Genomic DNA, 20,683 nt, shown 5'->3' on the forward strand with positions numbered 1-20,683 from the left:
CCGCCCACGCCAAGCGGATGTCGGCATTTGACCAGACGAAACGCCGGCTGCGCGGGGACTGGAAAGAGCAAGCCCCTCTACTTCTGCTGGCGGTTGTTTCGCATCGACCAGATCCCCAGCCCCTTGACCCGAGCCTCTTTCTCGGCATTGATGAACCGCCGCTTGTAGTCGTTGCGAAAGGAATACTGCGTCTCCGCCTCACTCAATCCGTTGCGGATGATTTCCTCATTCAGCAGCAGACCATCGATATGCACGAATGCCAGCGTTCGGTGATACTGGTCATATCGCTCGCGATCAAATTCGAGCCGAACCTCTTTCCCTTCCACCATGCGCTGCGTGAAGAGATGGGCTTCCGGTCCGAAGGGTTGAACGGGCACCCCCTCTTTCTTGGTCTCCGGGGTGTCAATCCCCAGTAATCGGACCCGCTCACCATTTTCCATCAACAGCGTATCACCATCCACCACGCGCCTGACGCGCAGCGTGATCGACTCCGGCTCCGCCTGTCGGGGCTTTTCCGCAGTTGGCGAAGAAGCTTTAGGTGAAGACGAACTGGGTGTGGAGGCTGTCGGAGAAGTCGCAGGCGGAGGTGCTGCGGGCGCAGAATGTGGGGCCGGAGAACGAGGGGGAGCAGTGGCCGGCTTTGGATTCTGCGGGTTGAAATATTGGTTGGCAATCACCAGGACCACAATGACGAGCAACACCCACGAGTTGGCAGGTGTACGTCGGATCCGTGATGAGCCCTGAACGGGAAGGCGGGTCGACATGACAGCGACTCGATTCCTTTCCGTTCGTACCAGAGAGCGGTTTGACTTCTGCTTCACCGTCCCGCGACGCGGGAGTCAGCATCTTAGGAAACGCTGACGACGGGACTGGAAACAGCGATCTGCTCGACTTCGGGCCATTCCCGCTGCAGCCAGGCGCAAAGTCCTGTGCGGCACAGACTGTCAGTTCTTGCTGTATTTCAAACGAGAGGGTTTCACTGGTCCCAGCGGCGACTTCACGAAACTCTTGCAGCAACTGGCACAGAGATCGAACTGAAAGGTTTTGGGGCCGGTGTCTTCGAGTTCAAAATCGCCGGTCGACTCCATTTCGGCAATCGTTTCAGCAATCTGCTCCAGATGGTCTGCGCTGAGATCTTCTTCCGTCAGTTCTTCCGGATCGAACATGGCAGCCACTTCGATTTTGGCTGTGTATCGCTGTTCCCGAATGGATCGTCCGCACAGATCACACGTGTAGTGGATCATATTTCTGAAAGCCTTTTTTCAAACACTTCCCACGGCGAATCGCCGGAGTTTCTAAGTTGCCGGCAGCACATCGAATGATGTTGCGACCGCTGCCGAAGCGTTCGATTTAAGCACAAACAACCGGATCGCGGAAGTGACATTTCGATGATTTTTGGAAGGGAAAAAATGCGCTGCCCACGCTTGATTTTTTATTTGCCAGGCAGTTCGATCACGCCCCGCCAACCGGCAGGAGCCAACCGGTTGTGCTGCGTGATCAGGGACAGCAGGAAGTCCTGTGCATGATCACTCGACGGCACTTCGTGGAAGGCACGATAGGCTTCTTCCCAGCGCCCGGCGCGGAATTCGTCCACACCCCGTTCAAACGTGGCGAGCTGATCATCGTTGAGATCTGAGTATTCGCCAAACGGCGGAACCAGCTCACTCACGGTCAGCGGAGTATCCAACCCGTAAGGCTGCACCGTGGCGAGTTGACGGACGCGACCTTCGTCGGCCGAGAGCCCCGCTTTGGCAATGCGGGCGGTCGCCTCATCAAGAATGACCGGCACCCGCAACCGCTTGGTCATCCCTTCCAGTCGACTCGAGAGATTGACCACGGGACCGAACACAGTCACCGTCACGCGTCCTCCCGTTCCGATTTTTCCCGCAATCGCGCGACCGTGAGCCACACCGACACCAACCCGAAAGTCAGCCAGCGGATGCTTCTTTGACGAATGCATCTTCGTGAACTGTCTGCGGATATCGAGCGCAGCACGGCAGGCCTTCAGCGGCGCATCTTCAGAAGAGAAGGGCCACCCCCAGAAGCCCAGCACGGCATCTCCCAGAAAGTCCCCTGTCACTCCTCCATGCTCGAGGATCGCGCGGGTCATCACCTCGAGCGCGGCATTGACCCGGGACAACAGCCCCTGCAGATCTCCGATCGATTCCTCCGCGCGCTGGCTGAACCCGCGCAGGTCGCAGAACAGAACCGTGACATCGCAAACCTTTGGCTGCAGCAGATCGCTATTCAACTCTCCCGGCCGGGAACTCGACTGCTCCAGCGCATGCAAAATCGGAGGTGAAAGAAACTGGCGGAGAATTGAGAGCTGTCCTTCCATCCGATTCATCCGCTCGGCGGAACTCAGCACGTCACCAATCAACTGGGTGAATCGCACGTCCGACTGCAGGTTCTTCCGCAGAGGATGAGATTCCGAGAGAGGTTGATCCAGTTTCCCGGCGACATAGATCCCCCAGCTCTGCCCGGCAAACTTTCCGACCGGTGTGCAGAACGCCCAATCAAACTCGGCGGGAACTGTATAAGTGAGCGTATCGGGCTGATCCTGACTCTTCTCCCACAGATGCAGCATCGTCCGCCATTGGTGCATCGCATCCCGCACCAGCCCGACACTGGGACGGAATGGCCCGTGCGTTTCATTCCGCCGAACCCAGGCCGTCACCTGCACATCGTCCCGCTGGTCACTGGAGACCACAGCCACCGCTTCCGCATGTCGGATTCCCGCAAGGATCAGCCCCGCCAGTTGTGCCGCCTTCTCCTCATCGCTCAATGAGGTGCCGATGATGGCGGGGAGACGGGCCAGCGCTTCCAGCCGTCGGTCCGCATCTTCAAACTCTACCCCTTCCAGCTCACCGGGTGAGAAGGTGAATTCCTGAATCGGCGCTTCAAGCTGCGGAGAGAGTGGCTGCAGTTCGCGGAGCAGAAAGCTGGTTTCCCCCACAACGAAGCGTTGCCCCGCCTGCAGAGTGAAGCGGTCCCGGGGTTCGCCTTCGAAGAAGATTGGATTTCGGCCCTGGGAAATCCGACAGACTTCCACGCTCTCTTTGCTGATCGCCACCGTGAAATGCTGGCGCGACAGAAACTGTTCCCAAGGGACCGGAATTTCACATTCCGGAGAGCGACCGACTCGATATTGGCGATCGCTTTCAAGCGTCAGCTTGGCACGTTGCTGCGGATCGCGGCCTTCGGCGAGAAACTGCCACATGAATGTTTTCGCACCCGTACGATCCCCGTTGAATCAAGACGGGGTGAATGGTGTTGGCTGGAAAAACCGCATTATAGGCAGAATGCCCCAGCGCGACGATTCGAACTTCTCAGGAGTTTCCTGCAGCCGGAAATTTCCCGGGGGCTGCGCGGACAGGCTTCACCGATTCGGCCCGGTTGATCCGGCAAAAGTCGTCACAGAGATTTCGGTTCCCAGCTCCGGACCCTCGCAACGACGGGGCTCACTGGGCCATCGACTTGGAACCGTCCGGCGATCCGGCGATCGGAATTCCCTCCGGGAGTGGGCGGGAAGCGACCCAGAGTCCGGCATCGTGCACGGCGTTTTTCAATTGGCGGTGGGCTTCAAAACTGTCGGGATAAACCCAGAATGTCACCGTGGCAGTCGGTCCTTCGGACAGCAGCGCTGCCTGAAAGCGGGAACCGGGGGCAAGGGCTTCCTCAACGCTCTCAGTGACCACATTCCGTTCCGGCTTGATGACCCAGCCGGAAACTCCGATCCGCACCATGCCTCGGCCGTGCCGCATTTCATCGGCGAACGACATCGGCATCCGTTGCAGGACATACTCCATCGAGTAGCCTTTCACAGGTGAAGTCGACCCCTGAAAGAAGGGACGTGTCAGCAGGATTTCCTTGCGGCGTTCGATATCGCGAGAGACATCTTCCGCCAGTTCCTTGACCGGAACATGGGACACGCGGTTTTTCTCCACACGGAAGTGCACTTCGTTACCCGTGACCACGCGGCCAATGGGAGGAAGTCGATGCGTGAGCTTCTCGGTCGGTCCTGGTTCGTTCTCGGTCTCGTCGATGGCACGTTGAATCCGGACGAGTTCACCCTCGCGCGTCTCCGCTGTCGCCGCCGCGGTCCGCAATCGGGCCCGCATCGATTTCAGCAACTGGACCTTCTCAGAGATACGCTGCTTCAGCTCTTCAACGCTTCGGCTCTCTGTCGCGTGCGCCTGGCTGACCTGTTGCGACTGCTGTTCCAGCAGCAACAACTGTGCGGCCAGCTCCTCATTCTGTCGTCGCAGCTTTTCCGCCTCTTCCACCAGCACGCGCGGCGGTTCACTGGTCGGCAGCGGTGGAAGCTCCGGAAGCTCTTCAGGGATCTCGGGAACGTCCGGAATGATCGGTTTGTCGACAGCCTGAGCCGGCTCAGCTGCAGGTCTCATCACGACCGGCGCCGGGGCGCTGGCCTGCTTCTCCAGGACCTGTTCCGTCATCACCGCCACGACTTCGGGGGCGGGCCCCTGTTCCGCACGAATCCCCGCACAGACCACGAGCACGATCAGAATCCCCACGATGTTGGCCACGACGTCCAGAAAGGAGTCGGAGCCGAATTCCATTTCACCGCGATGCTTCCGGGACATGGCAGATTCTTTGACGGCTCTGTGGGGGCTGACTCAGGAAGGAGGGATGGCGTCGATGCGGGGAGTGTTTCAAAGGTCTCTATTCGATCGACTGTTCTGTCGTGGTGTTCAGGCCCCAGTGGTCCACCAGTTCTTTCATGCGGGGGTAATGTTGATTTCCACCGGGATGGATGACGACTTTCAGCACCGGCCGCCAGAAGAAACTGTCAGGCGGTCGGCCCCAGCCGAGGGCATGCCGCTGCAGCAATTCAGACATGGCCGCCTGAAACTCCGGCCGACCGGCATCGGCGGGAATGATGGCGGTGGGGCCATCGTGAATCTCCATGCGGTCTGCGTAGAGATGCATTTTGATTTCACGTTCAATTCCGATAGCTCCGTTCGGACGGGTTTCGCCCCACTTCTTACGCTCGCCTCCATCTTCCGTCCATTTCCCGCCACGGCCGCCGGCAGAGCGTGCGGGAAGGGGAGTCGGGCCATCGGGAAACGCGCCCTGTTCACGCGGCATCTGCCGAACGGTTTCTCCCGGAAACATGCGCGGCAGTGGCTTGGCATTCTGAACATAACTGGGGCTGCCGGGTTGTGATTCTTCAGGTGCCGATTGCCCCAACTCGCGCGGCATCCCCGCTGCGGAACCGGGATTCAGACTCCCCAGCGGAAACCGATTCGGTTCGGAATTGGAGGAACCATCGGGGCCCCGACCGGGAGCTGCCGCAGAACCGGCGGGGGACATTCCCCCTTCACGAGCCACAGGATCGCCTGCAGGGAATCCATTTCCGCCCAGTCCACTGGCAGTGGAACGGGGAGGAACATTTGTAGGCAGCGGTCTGCCTCCACCCAGACTGGCGGGGAGGTCCCTCTTCGGAGGAGTGAACGTCGCCTGGGAGCGGCGATTGAAGCTGGCATCGGGTGTGGCTCGCAGTTCATCGATTTCCGGCAAATGGAAATTTCCATCTTCGCCGACGAGTTTGACCTCGTTGGACAGCAGGCTGCGGCCCCGAATCGGCGCCAGCGTCTCGCGGGTGGCATACGACTTTCTGACCGCCTCTTCGCAAACCCGCACCGCCTCGGGATCAGGCTCCGGCCAGCGGATTTCTTCATCCGCATAAACCAGTTCATACCCGAATTCGTAGTCCATTTTTTCCAACAGCTTGCGAGCGACATAGAAACCGACAGTCCCACCCGGTCGCACGATCAGCAACAGGTAGGGGCCGGTCTTGTCCTTGGCTGACTTTCCGTCCTTCGTGGTCCAATAAGCGATGAGCGCCTCGGAACCATCTTTCAGCGGATTGATCTCCGGCGTAAAGCCGACCAGATCTTTTGCCGTGAGAGAAATGCGTTCCGCGGCGAACGTCAGACCATCCGCACGACATTCCACGAGGATCGGTCGACGCGAAGTCCCCGAGGCACCGTCGTAGGCGACGATCTCAAAGCGAGGTTTCCGCTGCGATTGCTGAACCTGTTTCGTCTCCAGTTCCCGATTGAGAATCAGTCGCCGCTGGTCCAGTTCCTGCAGTTGCTGCTGGAGTTTCGCGTCAGTCTCAGCCAGTTCTTTCTGCTGCTGCTCCGCAGCCTGAATGAGAGCGGTCAATTCCTGCTGTTTGGTGATCGTCCCCGTTTGAGCACTCGTTTCCTCTGCTAAACGGTCGCGCAATTGCTGCAGCTTCAGCGCCAGTTGCCGCTGTTCTTCGCGCAACGCATTGACTGCATCGGTCCACTTCGAACGCTGTGATTCGATTTCCCGCTGGCGTTCTTCCCAGGCCCGTTGCCGTTCCGCGAGCAGAGCCTGATGCGCCAGCCGCCGCGCTTCCAATTCTGAGCGATCGACTTGAGGGGGCGGAGGAGGAGTCGGAGCAGTGGCGGGGGCCGGTGTGACCGGCAGCGGCACGATCGAGGCGATGGCCACCGAAGCACTGACTGCTTCCTGATTCCCCCGGTGAATATTCCGGGCCGTCACGATCAATAGCAGAATCAACGCTCCCATCGTGCACATGAGCACGTCGAGGAACGGAAACAGCGAGACTCCAGTATGTGGGGCGCGTCGACTCACTGTGAACCATCTGTGTCGAAGACGGAGGGAAGCGGCTTATACCCCGTCTCCGGATTCTTCGAGCAGAGCATTCTCGGGATTCGCGATTCTGCAGCGTTCTGTGCGCAGAAACTGCCGCTGCAGACCGCTCACCAACGAGCACGTCACGCAATAAGAGCACTGTTAACCACCGGCGGCGAAGGGCCTTGCGCACCCCACTCCCGACGGCATCAGCCTCGTTTGATCATTGGCGCCGCAACTCGAGTAACTGACTTCTCAACGTCGCTTGTACACCACCCGGGAACGACGCACGGGGTGGTTTCCCGATGAGGACCATTTGCTGAATCAGGTCCAGCTGGGCAGAACCGAAGGCCTGTCGCGGCCAGTTCTGTTGCTTCCACAACAGCATGATCGCCTCGCGGATCAACCCCCGCGGACGCCCCTGAAAGGGAAGCACTGCAAGCCGCACCACATCCGGCTGTTGGTCCAGCAATGCGGCGCTCAGGATCTCAGACGCCAGTGATTCCAGCGTCTCCTGCGCATCACGGGCCTGGGCAGCCAGTCGCAGCAAAGCCTGATCCACTCCCGGATGGACCGCACTTCGCAGCAGCGGCAAGACATCGTGCCGAATCCGGTTGCGGGTAAACTGATCGCTTTGGTTGGATGGATCTTCGCGAAAGTCCTGGCCGAGTCGGTTCAGGAAGTCCAGCAAGTCGGTACGGCGAAGATTCAGACAAGGTCGAATCAGCAGACAGGGAGCAGGGGCCCCTCCCTCAATTGTGCGGCTCTCATGAACTCTGTCGGCAGCGGCTGCGCTCGCCAGCGGACGAATTTCATCCATCCCGGATGCTCCCCGCAGTCCACTCCCCCTCACAATCTGGTGCAGCACTGTTTCAATCTGATCGTCCGCAGTGTGGGCGACCGCAACCCAGCGACACTTCTCCTGAGCGGCTGCCCTCTCCAAAAAACCATACCGCCGAGCCCTCGCCACCTCCTCAATCGACCCACTCCCCGGGGACAGCCCATTCCATCGCTCAACGTGAACGGGAACCCCCAGCTGCCGACACAGTTCACGGACCCAGTCAGCGTCTGCGTGGGAATCCCTACGCAGGGCATGGTCGAAATGCGCCACCACGGGAGCGAGTTGATGCTCGGCAGCGACCTCGACAACTCCCCGCAGCAGCGCCACGCTGTCAACCCCGCCTGAGACCCCTAGGAGAATGCGACCGCCACCGACCTCATGCCGGGCGAAAAACGAACTGAGTTGCCGAGTCACCATAGATCCGGATTGTTCCACGTTCGGCGTTGATCCGCCATCATGCGCGGCCTCGCTGTTCCTCCTCCAACCTGCCCGGAGGAAACGGATTGCGTAATTTTTACATTTCCCGCTATGGTGCAGCCCCGGAGTGTCTCCGGGATCGCGTGGCGATCTGACAACGACGCATCGCCCGAGTGCAACATCATGGCAGGACGCCTGTTCCTTTCCGGATTTCTGATTTTCTGCGGCGTGGTCCTCGATCTTGGTCTGCCGACCTGGTCACCGCGTCTCGGGCTCCCTCGTTGCCTCGACTTCGCCTGGATCATGGCCTGCCTGCTGACCCCCGGGGGCTGGAGCGTCTGCTGGGGAGGTGTCGCCGGACTCTGCGACGACCTGGTGCGCGAGAACCCACCCGGCACGGGACTGATGATCTATGCCACACTCAGTCTGGTCTGGGCCTGCCTGAGAAACCCAGACGGTCGACGGCTGTCCTTGCTGGATCGGGCCTTTGCCAGCCTGCTGCTGCTTGTGCTGCTGACCGGCTGTCGACTCGCCACCGACGCGATTCTGAATCCCGAAGCGTTGTCCCGACTCGCCCCACTCACGGCTGTGCAGAGTGCGGCGACATTTCTGCTCTGCATGGGGGGAGCGGTGTTGATGTCGCTCCCTTCTGCCCGTCGGGCTGCGGCGGCTTCCCGAAACTCGTGGTGACCGGTTGACCATGCGCAATCAGCCGTTCGCACAATTTGAAGACTCGCCACAGATCGGCGAAGCGGCCATCGACCCCCGCAAGCGGCTTCTGCTGTTGACGTTTTTTGTCCTCAGTTGTTTTGCGGTGATTGGACTGCGTGTCGCCCACATCCAATACGCCATCGCGGATCGATTTCTGAGGCCCTGGCGCGAATTCCGTTTTGAAGAAGAGGTCACTTCCGTCCGTGACGGACGGATTCTGTCACGCGACGGAATCGTCCTCGCTCAGGATGAAACTCGGTATGACGTGCGCGTCGACTATCGTTGGCTGGAGACGCCTCCCGATCGTGGCTGGTTGAAAAAACAGATCTGGCAGCGGTTGAGCCGCGAAGCCCGTCGGGACCCGGCTCGACGAGCGGAGGTCGAAGAAGAGCTTGCAGCCGAGCGGGAACGGCTGATCCAGCAGCTGGCCGAGATCTCCGGACTGTCGGCAGAGGAAATCACGGCTCGGGCGGCCGACGTCCAGAAACGGGTCGAGGCGATGGTGCAAGCCGTTGAAAAGAACCGGGCGGATCGAAAAGCCGCCCGGCAGTCCTCCAACTTCGACTGGTCGTCCGGCCTCACCGGGCTCGCCAGACTCTTCCGCGATGAGCTGATGACTCCCCCGGATCGCATTTACGACGATCCCGTCGTGCTGCGTGAAGAACTTCAAAGTCATGTCCTGTTGCGGAACGTGCCGTTCGATGTCGTCGCCGCCATTCATTCGCAGCCAGCGAAATTTCCCGGAGTGCATGTGGAATCGGCCAGCACGCGCGCCTATCCGCAGAGTTCTCTGGCGGCCCATGTCATCGGCGTCCGCAAGACCCCTCCCCATCAGACATCCGGTGAGGCATTGCGGAACCGGATTGCCGAGTCGGGGGTCGAGCGCTCGCACGACCGATTGTTGCGGGGTACGCCAGGAGTCAAAGTTCATCGTGAAGACCGCCGCGGAAACCGCATCGACAGCGAAGATCGGTCACAGCCCCGCGACGGACAGGATGTCACCCTCACGATCGATTCCCGGTTGCAGCGGACAGCTGAGCAGTTGCTGGATCAGGCTCTCAGCCCGCCAGACCCCGGACAACCGGTTCCGCTCGGAGCCTGCCTGATTGCCATCGATGTCTGGAGCGGCGATGTGCTGACCATGGCCACGGCACCGCGCCCCGAATTGCCGATTATTGTGCGCCCCACAACAGAGCAATGGCAAAGACTTCTGAACGATCCGCGCCGACCGCTGTTTCCCCGGGCGACCCAGATGGCCCTCCCGGCCGGATCGCTCTTCACCCTGATCACCGCGGTGGCAGCACTGGAAAGCGGAGTGCTCACCCCCGACGACGTCATCTCCTGCCGCGGTTATCTGGATCGGCCCGATCAGCACCGCTGCGCGATTTTTCCCCTCACCGGCTATGGGCACGGTCCGCTGCGGATGGATGAGGCGCTCGGTTCGTCGTGCAATGTCTTCTTCTTCGAAGCGGCACGACGCATGGGACCGCAACCGATCTCTGATTGGGCGAGCCGTTTCGGCTTCGGACAGAAAACCGGCATCGATCTCCCGGGAGAAAGCGGAGGGAATCTACCGAATCCGACTGCGACGGCCAGTGAGAGAACGCTGTCAGCAGGGTCTGCCCTGCAACTGGCGATCGGACAGGGAGCCCTTTCGGTCACCCCGTTGCAGGTCGTGCGAATGATGGCGGCATTAGCCAACGGTGGTTACCTCGTCACCCCTCGTGTGACAGTCGAGACCACGGAAGATGCGGCAGCCCCACGCTTCCAGAAGATCGAAGGGCTGCATCCCAGCACACTCACCACCATCCGTCGGGGACTGGAGAATGTCGTTCACAGTCAGCGGGGGTCCGGACGATCTGCACAGGTCGAGATGCTGCGCATGGCCGGCAAGACAGCGACCGTACAGGCCGCCGATCGCCCGACACACGCCTGGATGGCCGGCTTTGCTCCCGCCGATGCTCCCCGGATTGCATTTGTGGTCGTGCTCGAACATGGCGGAGAAGGGGACCTCGCTGCGGCGCCGATCGTGCGCGAGTTTGTGACGGAGATGCTGGGCTATGGCGCCTTGCGTCCGCCGGTCGACCTGCGTGATTCGGCTGCTCCCGGACGTCCCCCGGTTGACTCGCAGCCGCAATCCGAAGACACTTCCCCTGTGATCGAATCAGTGGACGCGTCAACATTTCGACCGTTGCCGGTGGTGTTGGGAGACACCTGACAACGTGGTGCCGACCTATGTTGTGTCGACGCCAGCGGACCGTTTCCAAGCGAGAAACCTATGCGCGCACTCCTCTCCCCTCTCTTGATTGCCAGTTTGTTCGCCGCCCTGGCGCAGCAGCTGCTGGCCGCCGGCCCCGATCCTCAACAACTGCAGAAGTCCGTTGACAAGGGAATCGGCTTTCTCAAAACCAGCCAGTCAGACGATGGCAGCTGGACCTCTCCGACGAGCGTCGGCATCACGGCCATCGTGACGCAGTCCCTGCTGTCAGCCGGTCTCCCTCCTTCAGACCCCGCAGTCGCCAAGGCGCTGAAGTTTCTGGAATCGAAAATCCAGCCTGATGGTGGGATCTACGATGCCGAATCGTCACACAAGAATTACGAAACAGCGGTCGTCGTTATGGCATTGACGTCCGCCAACGCCGATGGCCGTTACCAGAAGCAGATTGATCAAGCCGTCAACTTTCTGAAGAAAATTCAATGGGACGATGAAGAAGCGGGAGAACGCTCGAACCCCGCATACGGAGGAGCCGGATACGGCCGTTCGCAGCGTCCGGACCTGTCGAACACCGCATTCTTTATGGAAGCGCTCCGCAGCGCCGGTGTCCCCGCTTCCGATCCCGCGATGCAGAATGCGTTGCTGTTTGTCTCCCGCTGCCAGAACCTGAAAGGGGCAGGGAATGAGACACCGTTTGCCGGTCTCGTCGATGATGGCGGGTTCTATTACACCCCGGCCAGCGGCGGATCGTCTGTCGCCGGCAACAATCCGGATGGCGGACTGCGCTCGTACGGCAGCATGACTTATGCCGGGCTGAAAAGCATGATCTATGCCGGACTCACCAGCGACGATCGTCGCGTGAAGGCTGCGGAAGATTGGATCCGTAAGTTTTATACGGTGGAAGATAATCCCGGACTGGGTCAGACCGGTCTCTATTATTACTACCAGACATTTTCCAAGGCACTCGATGTCGTCGGTGAAGATCAGTTCGCCGATGCCGACGGAAAGAAGCATGACTGGCGACAGGAACTGGCGCACAAGCTGATCAGTCTCCAGAAGGAAAACGGCAGCTGGGTCAACGAGACCCCGCGCTGGTACGAGGGAGATCCGAATCTTGTCACCGCGTATTCGCTGCTCGCGCTGAAGAACTGCAAGTCTGAGAAATAAGGGCTGCGGTCGTTGGAACAGATCGAACACGAGTGGACAACGGCTGTCCGCTCGTGTTTTTTCGTTGGATGTCGGACACACGAAACGCTTGCTGCGCGGGCTCAGGGCAGAGCAACCTGCTCTAAGCGGTGATAACACTCGACCGGGAATACCCGAGTTCTTCCAGCAGCTCGCTGAAGCCGCCGCTGCTCTGCGCCCGAATCACCTCTTCCACCAGATACAGCACGCCGGGATCATGCAGACCCTGCTCCTGTTCGTGGTGAAGTACTTGCAGAGCCTCCTCCGCAGAGAGCCCACGGGTCGCGGAACTCGCGGTCCGCAGTTCCACATACCGGCGAACCGTCGACAGGATTCGTGTGCCGATGCAGGCTGCTTCTCCGGACTGGGCCGCGTCACCCGCGACGGCGTCCTGCTGCGACGACTGCGATTTGTTCAGAGTCGCTGCCAACGTATCTTCCAGTTCGGCCGTAACGGCATTCAGCGGTTGATGCTCCCCAGAGAGGATAGCGTGGTACTGGTCGAGTGTCCGGCGAACGACCCGCGCGGTGATGTCGAGATGTTCGAGTTCCATCAGCAGCGCAGCCCGCCGCATGTTCTCAATTTCACGTTCGGGCAACTGCAGGCGCTGGGCCACCTTTCGCGCCAGCCGATCAACCTGCCGCGACCGTTGCCGGGCATCGGAATCAGTTCCCTGCAGATAGTGCTTCAGAACCTCGACCATGCTGATCTGTGCCTCCGCTGCATCCGCGGTGCGGGCCGCACGGTCGTCGCTCATCGTCCCGGCGAGAATCGCAGTCAGCCCGAGGACGGCACCCCAGACCATCACGCAGAGTGCCACCGCCAACGGACTGTGACCAAACGCGAAGCCTTCGAGGTCATGCATGATGACCAGTGTGACCAGCACGACAGACAGGAGCGCCAGCACCCCCGCCCGGTATCGTCCCAGCGACAAGGCGGCGACAATCACCGGCAGAAAAAAGAGGTTCAGAATCACATACTGTGAGCTCTCAATGGCAGAGAGGACGCAGGTCAAGGCGAGCGTGATCAATACCAGCAGCAATTCCAGACGGAATTCCGCTCGCGAATCGATCGCTGGATTCAGTGCGGGCATGGTCACAGTCCTGTCCTCAGCTGCGCGGGGTTTCCTTCCCAGTCGGATGATTTGACGTCGCTCTCATCAGACGTCCCGCCCGTCGTTCGGTGTGCAATGGTCGGCCAATCGGGGACGATCGAAGGCACGGACCGTTGATCGCATTTGACAATCTCGTAGAGTTTCGGCAGCGAGGCTTGCGTTCCCAACTGATCTCCAACGGAGGAAGCGGCTGCCGACAACACCACCCAGGCGGCGGCCGTCTGCAACCCGATCGTCCAGAGGAACAGCAGCACCTCCGCAATCCGCATGGACACTGAACCGGCGGCGTCACCTTCTTCCAGCAAAGCTGACAGCAGGTGTCCACGTATCCACAGCCCCAGCGCGAGACAGGCCGCCTGACTGAGGCACATGAACACGAATCGTCGGGGTTCGAGAGACATTCGAGTCTGATGCTAAAGAGCTGCCCGTTCACGCCGCGCGGCAGGTCTCGATGACCTGCCCAAGCATGCACATTCAGGGCGACGTTGAGCACTGCGCTCCCGTAGCTCGCGGCAGCGGGACTGCTGCGAAACCATACGCCCTTCCATGGTGAGAGAGCGGAAAAAATCAGAGCCGTCTGCCGGATTCGACTCGCCGATTGTGAGGAATCTATGGCCTCTCCGGCTGGCGACACTCCGTCGATGAGGGGGGCACCGTCGGTGCGCGAGGCGGAACGCTGGCAGTTTTCTCCGGATCGACCACAATGACGGATTGCCCTTGCGCGCCGTCGACCGCACGGACTCCCTTGCCTCTCAGGATGAACTCGCTTGCCCGCTCTGCTGACCACCGACATCGAATTTGCTGCAGAGCAGCTGCGGACCGGGAAACTGGTGGCGTTTGCGACGGAAACGGTCTACGGATTGGGAGGCAATGCGCTCGATCCGCAGGCGGTCGCCGGGATTTTCGCCGCCAAGCAGCGACCCTATTTCGATCCGCTGATTGTGCATCTGGCGGATGCGGATCAGATTGATCAGGTCGTTGCCGATGTTTCTGCGCAGGCACAGCTGCTCATTGACCACTTCTGGCCCGGACCGCTGACGCTGGTGCTCCCCAAACAGCCGATTGTCTCCGACCTCGTGACCGCCGGACTGCCGACCGTCGCGGTGCGTGTGCCGAGTCATCCACAGGCGCGTGACCTCATTCGACGGGCTGGCATTCCCGTGGCAGCCCCGAGCGCCAATCCCTTCGGAGGCATCAGCCCCACCACCGCACAACACGTTCTGCAGCAATTGGGGGACCGCATCGATGTGGTGGTCGAAGGGGGCTCCTGCAGCATCGGACTTGAGTCGACCATTCTGCAGTTGCGGGATGGGCTGCCTCCGCTCCTGTTGCGGGCCGGCGGATTGACCAGCGAAGCGATCGAAGCGGTCGTCGGCACCATTGAGCGAGTGTCTTCAAATGCGCATTCTGACAACCGTCCCCAGATCGCCCCCGGGATGCTGGCGAGACACTATGCCCCGGAAAAGCCTTTGGTGATCACCTCTGATTGGGAGGCCGCTCCACACGGTTCGTCAGTCGGCATTCTGACATTGTGCGAGCTCCCCCCTCACCAGCGGTACGGGCATGTCGAAGTGCTCTCGGCCTCGGGGTCGCTGATCGAAGCGGCCGCGAATTTCTTCTCAGCCTTGCGTCGACTCGAAGCCGCCCCCGTGCAGACGATCGTTGCGCAGCCTTTCCCTGATATCGAACTGGGACGGGCACTGAACGACCGGCTCCGTCGAGCGGCTGTCCCGAAAGCCAGCGAGTGAACGTTTCCACCGGCGACACTCTTGCTCTGCGGCAAGGGAGATCAGCCGCCTGCTCGTGACTGGTCTGGACGCCCGTGAGGCAGGCAATCATGATGGCTGCGACGTCCTTCCTCCCGCAGTCCGGAGAGTTGTCGATGCAACCTGACGTGAAATGCCCGAGTTGTGGCGGCGAACTGGAACCCGGAATCGCGACAGCAGAAGGTCTGCTGGAAGGAAAATGGGCGCACGTTCCACGGCTGTTGTTCGTGACCTCTCCGGAACAGCCGGGTCAGGGGCTGATCGAATCGTTTCGGGCCGGCGTGCGTGGCGACGTTCCGCAGGAATACCGGCTGTACGGTGCCCGCTGCAAAGACTGCACGCTGGTGCAATTCTATGCCCGCTGAATCGCCGCAAGGGGGACTCGCAATGACTCGATGATCCGCGAATTATGTCGGGAGTGCAGGGCCCAAGCCTTCCAACTTCTGCTCGGAGCGTGCTCACCGCACAGAGTCGTGATGTTGATCGATTGGGGAGCGCACTGCCCATCCGATGAGCATTAGGTCCGTGAAGTTTTCACCGGGAACGATTTGTAAATCCGCAGCAGGCCCAGCAGGAGTAGCATCAGCCCCAACGAAAGCCCCGCCACAATCAGCATCGACCAGGGATCGCCGAAGAAACGCCGCACCGCAAACGTGGCAGCCCGGTCAAACTGGTGAGAATCGGCGAGGGCAAACTCGGCCATCCAGATCGGACGCCAGAAAAAGAGGGTGAACACCGCCCCCAGGGCCAGAAACGGTCCATAGGGGAGGGGAGCCTGACTTCCGGCGAGACGAATAACCACGCCGACCAGGATCGCCAGCAAGGGCGCCAGCAGGACCACCACGACGGTCGGTTGCCATCCCAGATAGGCTCCGATCATCGCCATCAGATAGACATCTCCGGAACCGAGGGTCGTTAACCCCAGGATCGCCGACGAGATCCAACGGGTCAGCCACATCAGGAGTGTCCCAACAACAATTCCCGCAGAACTCCACGCGAGTCCATGCAGATGCGGATGGGAGGCCAACCAGGCGGGCATGGCAGGGCCGCGGATCTGCGGGACTTCCTGATTCCAATCCACCCAGACATGCGCCAGCTGAAAATCACCGGAGAGCACCGCGCCCGTCAGGCCGAGGGCGACACCCAGCCAACAGGTCCAGACGAGAACCGAAAACGATTTCAGATCGGTCGCGGTGATCATCACCAGCAGCACGATCAAACTCAGGTGGAAGACAACGCGCAGCGGCTTCCAGTCGGGGTCGGGCACGACTTCCGGAGTCGACTGAAAACCCTGCTGCGACAGCCAGACGAACAGTCCTCCCAGGAGTCCAGCCAGCACTCCGTACCCCAGCGGATTCCAACCCACAGCGAGCTGACAATCACGAAGTGACCGCCAGACGCCGACGGCTGCCAACAGCGCTGTCACCAAACCTGCCAGGCAAGTGATGCCTCCATCCGGGAGCGTTTGAAGCCAGTCCATCACAATCCAGATTTGACTGCACCGTAGAAATGAAAATCGTGAACAGCACTGACTTCCCCCCTCCCTGATCAGGGATTGGAATTGCCGTTCAAAAAACTGAAAGTAAAGACATCGGTCACCGTGCTGACTTGCGGCTGCAGGGCCATCCGGACATACCGGCGATCCCCCGAGACGACCACCTGTCCCGTCATCGCTGTCCCATCCAGCAACGTGATCGGCGTCGGAACATAGCCAAATGCACCGGCTGGTTGGAGTGCTGGCTGCGATTCCGGAGCACGTTGCGAACGGACTCGCCGCCCGGGATGGGAGGTCGCCAGCTTCAGTAGGGCCTCTTCTGTCAGCGAAGCGGGAGGCTGCCGCTGGCTGATGATCCGCGGCTGGGTCCGACGTCCGTCGGGAAGATCAAAGGAGAAGGAGGCTTCCCCCTCCACCAGTGAAAGCGTGCGAGTCAGTCGACGCTGTTGCGGCAGCCCGGCATGTATCGTCACCGTCAACAGCGCCCGGTCACCCACGGGCTTTCCGAGTGCCGTTTTCACAAGGACACGATAAGGACCGGAAACCGCCTGAGGACAGACATAGAGTTCGTAAGCCTGCTTCGGATCGGGCCCCAGTCCATCGTGCAGAAACATTCCGCCGCCGGTGGTCTGTCGCGACTCGAGCGAGCAGATGGCTCCTCCCGGCTCTTCAACCTGCAGATCGAGATCCGCGTCCCCATGCCATTCCAGCCGGACTTCGACATCGGGGCTCTTCGCGCTGGCCAACGTCTGTTGCAGTGTCGCCGCCTGTGCGGAATTCCCTTTCTTCTGCAGCTGACGAATCTGCTCCAGCAGTGCATTTTCCGCGTCGCGACGCCGGGATTTCTGGTCTTCCTCCCAACAGTTCCTGAGGATTCCGGAGGCGGCCCACTCGATTTCTTCGACGCTTTCGAGACTTTGAGCCAGCTTCAATCCCAGCAGATACGGCTCCGGACGTTCGGGGAACAGGCGGGCGGACTGACGGTACAGCGAGAGGGCTGCTGACTTGCGACCGAAGCGGGTGAGATAAGCGCCGGAAAGCATCATCGACTCGTAGTCGACATTGCCAAAGTCGGAAAGCGACAGCACGACCCGCTCCACATCCTCCTTGGGATAGCCTTCGATTTCCATCGAAAGGGCCAGCACCTCGTACATCCACGGTTGAGCTTGGCCATGCACCAGCGCAGCCCGCAGACAGGCAATGACCTGCTGATGTTGAGCATCCTGATGCAGCCGCGTCACCCAGTCGCAGACAATTTTCGGTGCTGGCCGGTGACTCTTGAAGAGTGTGTTCCACACCTCTTCGGGAGCACGATCCTTCAGCTCGGGGAAGGGGACATCCTTTTCAAACTCGACAGGAATTTCGAAGCGAATTTCCAGGGAAGGGGAATCGCTGCCGGAATGAGAACGGGCAGGCTGCTTCTCCGGAGAGGTGGCAGACTGCCCGTTTTGTTCTTGCGCGGCTTCGTCAGCTTTCCCAGCTGCGAGCTGCAGAATTACAGGTTCGGTTTTTTTTTGAGGAGTTCGGTCGTGGGCAGCTGGGCACTGACGGGCTCAGCAGCTGGAACGGCTGCGGGTGCGGCAGGAATGCTGAACATTCCCATACCACCGCCCATGCCTCCCATGCCGCCGCCCATACCACCCATGCCGCCGCCCATACCACCCATGCCTCCACCCATTCCGCCTCCCATGCCGCCCATCATGCCTCCGCCCATTCCACCGCCTCCGCCACCGAATCCGCCACCCAGCGGGGCGATCGGAATGACGAGGTCAGCGACCGGGTAAACACGGGTCTGCAAAACGTTCTCTTCGTGTTCGGTGGTGGTGATCTGCATGACTTCATCTTCGATAATGTAAGTCAGCTCCACACCGTTCACGTCCCGCAGCAGCAGCTTGAGTGCACTCTTGAGGGTAATCCCCGACAGCACCAGCGAGACTTCTTCGTCGCCCGTGATCCCCGCTTCCGAGAGGGTCTTGCGGTCGAGAATGATCGGAATGTTATGCTGCGTTGCGAGATAATTGATGGCATCGGTCAACGGATGAGCCGAGAACTCGACCGTCGTCACCGAATTCAGTGCATCATAGATCTTGGTTTCGTTTGCACTCTTGTTCAACAGGTCCACAGACTTCCACTTCTGCCGCATATTCGTGAGCGCCCACCATACTTCTGGCGGGGGGTAACGAATGGGCGGTTCATCCGGGAAGGGAACATCGGAGAGTTCCACCTGATAGAGACATTCCAGGAACCGATCCTGACGCAATTCACGCAGACGTTGAACTTTGTCGAGCTGACCGGCCGCTTCCGTCGTAAAGACTTCAGCAGCGGCAATCGCACTGCCGGGGTATTCGTTTGAGATCTCGCGGGCAACGGCTTCGGCCTGTTCGAAAGCGACAGGATCCCCGTGGTAAGCATCGACCATCAGAGCCCGAATCCGGTCAACAAGCTGTTCCAGCTGGCGGTTCCGGGCGGCGGTGAAGTCAATCAGCCGGGCCTGGGCTTCCCGTTCTGCTGTCCGACGCTGCTGCTCCTGAACCCGGGCATCCAGCACAGCCCGGCGCGACTGCACGTCGGCAAGGGACGCATTGACCTGACGCAGCAACTGGTTTCGCAGATCCGGGGCGATATCCGATGCGGTTTTCACATTGGCCCGCAACCGGTTCAGAACATTTTCAGCCTGCTGGGCACGGCTGTCCCGAACGAGCCGATCTGCCTCCTGAATCTGGTATTCAACTTCCCGCTGCAGCTTCTGACCGCGAGCCTGCACGAGGGCTTCATACTGTTCAATGTTACTCCCGACCGTGGGGCTGCCTGCCGTCGCAGCAGGTGCGGCAGCGGCTGGCGGAGCAGGGAGCCGCGGGACATCCGCCTGAGCCAGCAATTTCAGTTCGGAGTTGCTGGCACGCTCAATCAATGAACCGGCCTTCGAGTTCTCCGGATCAAGATGCTGAATCTGGTAAGCGGTCTCTTCAGCTTTCTTGGGAGCATGGGCAGCGAGGGCCTTTTCTCCCTGGACTTCCAGTTCAGCGATATAATCGAGGAAGGTCTGCTGGGCGACATTCACCATCCAGTCGCCAGCCAATCCCATGTTGGCCCCGTCATTCGACGCCACTTCTTCCCACAGCCGGGGGAGGAAGCTGTTGCCGGAGGTGCGATTCAAATTGGACAACGTCCAGTCGGTTTCGAACGTCTTCCCGTCCAGTGCACCCGTCGCCCGAATCTCCAGACCGGATTTGACCGGACCGTGGGCGAGGTAGACCGTTTCACGATCGGCCCGCATCGGCAGTGGACGGCTCGGGGTCAGCTTGACGTTGGCATCGCTGACCGTCAGAGCCGTGGGGAAAAATACAGGTTGATGGGCCGCCTTGGCCAGCACTTCGCCAACCTGCTGGCCGGTCAGTGATTCCTGAGACGTCTCGTCCCGCATCACGAATCCGCCGGTTTCCTGTGCGAGAATCCCCAGCAATCGCAGGTCGGTCTGTGAGCCGACAGCAAACGAGTGAATGGGAATCCGGGAATCGCGGAACGACTTTGTAATCGCATTCAGCTCCTGCGGCTGGAACAGATGGGCGGCACTCATGCCGTCACCGATCACCACGACCGAGCCGTTTCGGCTGTCGAGGAGAGATTCCGTCGCATTCCGCAGGGCCTGCTTCAGGTTGGAAGCGCCTGCGGGAAATCGGATCTGCATTGCGGTCCGCACGGTCGTCAGAGCGTCGGCCGGGTCGCAGAAGCCATGAGTCAGAGGAGAGGTCTGCACATCGTAGGCGAAGACGGAGACACGATCCCCAGCCGGGAGCGACTGCAGAAAGCTCTCGAGAACGGCAACGCTCATGTCGCGATGCTGTCCGACCTGGCTGGCCGACGTGTCGATCAGGATCACGTGATCCACATTCTCGAGCGACTGTCCCTGGGGATCGAGGGAGAGCGACAGCGCCCCATACTTGTCGCCGGCCGGAGCTTCGTAGGTGCGAACAATCACGTCGTTCGCATACCCGACTGCTGGAACTGCCCACGGGGTAAACATCAACCCGGTCATCAGGGTTGGAATCCAGCCCCCAGCGGACTTCCACGACTTTTTCAACATGATCTTCTCCGGGCGAGCGCGGCTGTTCTCAAACTACTGGGAATGACGGCGAGTGCCACGATTTCTGATAATGTCACGTCGGCTCCCCGCAGAGGGGCGCCACGCGCATTCTACAATTTCTCTCGGACAGGTTTGAATCGAATTCTTCCCAATCTCGCGGATTTGACCGGCAAGTCATCGACTCGGGATCGTCACTTCCGG

16 protein-coding genes are annotated in these 20,683 nt (G+C 60.3%); 5 read left to right on the forward strand and 11 right to left on the reverse strand.

Features of this window, described 5'->3' with window-relative positions:
- Positions 1-77: 77 nt before the first annotated feature.
- The 6 genes from SH664x_RS12275 to tilS all read right to left on the reverse strand — a co-directional run bounded on the left by SH664x_RS12275 (position 78) and on the right by tilS (position 7,912).
- Positions 78-764, reverse strand: a complete 687-nt coding sequence (locus tag SH664x_RS12275; RefSeq protein WP_437201301.1) for a thermonuclease family protein — start codon at positions 762-764, stop codon at positions 78-80.
- A 180-nt stretch (positions 765-944) separates the two neighbouring features.
- Positions 945-1,244 (reverse strand): hypothetical protein, encoded by a 300-nt coding sequence (locus SH664x_RS12280; RefSeq protein ID WP_437201303.1) that lies wholly within the window; start codon positions 1,242-1,244, stop codon positions 945-947.
- A 188-nt stretch (positions 1,245-1,432) separates the two neighbouring features.
- Complete coding sequence (locus SH664x_RS12285; protein WP_437201305.1) at positions 1,433-3,220, reverse strand: adenylate/guanylate cyclase domain-containing protein; 1,788 nt, start codon at positions 3,218-3,220, stop codon at positions 1,433-1,435.
- Positions 3,221-3,461: 241 nt separating this feature from the next.
- Entirely contained in the window at positions 3,462-4,607 is a 1,146-nt protein-coding gene (locus tag SH664x_RS12290) for a hypothetical protein (protein ID WP_437201307.1), read from the reverse strand.
- 79 nt (positions 4,608-4,686) lie between these two features.
- Positions 4,687-6,654: a hypothetical protein gene (locus SH664x_RS12295; protein ID WP_437201309.1), complete on the reverse strand. Its 1,968-nt coding sequence runs from the start codon at positions 6,652-6,654 to the stop codon at positions 4,687-4,689.
- Positions 6,655-6,877: 223 nt separating this feature from the next.
- Positions 6,878-7,912 carry a tRNA lysidine(34) synthetase TilS gene (gene tilS, locus SH664x_RS12300; protein ID WP_437201310.1) on the reverse strand — a complete coding sequence of 345 codons (1,035 nt, stop codon included), beginning with the start codon at positions 7,910-7,912 and terminating at the stop codon, positions 6,878-6,880.
- Positions 7,913-8,095: 183 nt separating this feature from the next.
- On the opposite strand from tilS, the gene SH664x_RS12305 reads away from it, so the two are divergent.
- Genes SH664x_RS12305 through SH664x_RS12315 form a run of 3 tightly spaced genes read left to right on the forward strand, consistent with a single transcriptional unit; the run spans position 8,096 to position 12,005 of the window.
- A complete protein-coding gene (locus tag SH664x_RS12305) occupies positions 8,096-8,602 on the forward strand; it encodes a hypothetical protein (protein ID WP_437201312.1) in 507 nt (168 codons plus the stop codon).
- A 10-nt stretch (positions 8,603-8,612) separates the two neighbouring features.
- Entirely contained in the window at positions 8,613-10,841 is a 2,229-nt protein-coding gene (locus SH664x_RS12310) for a peptidoglycan D,D-transpeptidase FtsI family protein (protein ID WP_437201314.1), read from the forward strand.
- Positions 10,842-10,901: 60 nt separating this feature from the next.
- Positions 10,902-12,005 (forward strand): prenyltransferase/squalene oxidase repeat-containing protein, encoded by a 1,104-nt coding sequence (locus tag SH664x_RS12315; protein WP_437201315.1) that lies wholly within the window; start codon positions 10,902-10,904, stop codon positions 12,003-12,005.
- Positions 12,006-12,126: 121 nt separating this feature from the next.
- On the opposite strand, the gene SH664x_RS12320 is transcribed toward SH664x_RS12315, so the two are convergent.
- A complete protein-coding gene (locus SH664x_RS12320) occupies positions 12,127-13,116 on the reverse strand; it encodes a hypothetical protein (RefSeq protein ID WP_437201316.1) in 990 nt (329 codons plus the stop codon).
- 2 nt (positions 13,117-13,118) lie between these two features.
- A complete protein-coding gene (locus tag SH664x_RS12325) occupies positions 13,119-13,538 on the reverse strand; it encodes a hypothetical protein (protein WP_437201318.1) in 420 nt (139 codons plus the stop codon).
- Positions 13,539-13,904: 366 nt separating this feature from the next.
- Here SH664x_RS12325 and SH664x_RS12330 point away from each other — a divergent pair, with 366 nt between their 5' ends.
- Together SH664x_RS12330 and SH664x_RS12335 are read left to right on the forward strand one after the other, a co-directional pair.
- Positions 13,905-14,885 carry an L-threonylcarbamoyladenylate synthase gene (locus SH664x_RS12330; RefSeq protein WP_437201320.1) on the forward strand — a complete coding sequence of 327 codons (981 nt, stop codon included), beginning with the start codon at positions 13,905-13,907 and terminating at the stop codon, positions 14,883-14,885.
- Positions 14,886-15,019: 134 nt separating this feature from the next.
- Positions 15,020-15,268: a hypothetical protein gene (locus tag SH664x_RS12335; protein ID WP_437201321.1), complete on the forward strand. Its 249-nt coding sequence runs from the start codon at positions 15,020-15,022 to the stop codon at positions 15,266-15,268.
- Positions 15,269-15,420: 152 nt separating this feature from the next.
- On the opposite strand, the gene SH664x_RS12340 is transcribed toward SH664x_RS12335, so the two are convergent.
- The 3 genes from SH664x_RS12340 to SH664x_RS12350 all read right to left on the reverse strand — a co-directional run bounded on the left by SH664x_RS12340 (position 15,421) and on the right by SH664x_RS12350 (position 20,482).
- Complete coding sequence (locus SH664x_RS12340; RefSeq protein WP_437201323.1) at positions 15,421-16,383, reverse strand: prepilin peptidase; 963 nt, start codon at positions 16,381-16,383, stop codon at positions 15,421-15,423.
- 68 nt (positions 16,384-16,451) lie between these two features.
- Complete coding sequence (locus SH664x_RS12345; protein WP_437201324.1) at positions 16,452-17,696, reverse strand: hypothetical protein; 1,245 nt, start codon at positions 17,694-17,696, stop codon at positions 16,452-16,454.
- A gap of 197 nt (positions 17,697-17,893) precedes the next feature.
- Complete coding sequence (locus SH664x_RS12350) at positions 17,894-20,482, reverse strand: VWA domain-containing protein (protein WP_437201326.1); 2,589 nt, start codon at positions 20,480-20,482, stop codon at positions 17,894-17,896.
- Between the last annotated feature and the right edge of the window lie 201 nt (positions 20,483-20,683).

This window comes from Planctomicrobium aquicomposti, from assembly GCF_051466325.1.
Taxonomy (GTDB): domain Bacteria; phylum Planctomycetota; class Planctomycetia; order Planctomycetales; family Planctomycetaceae; genus Planctomicrobium.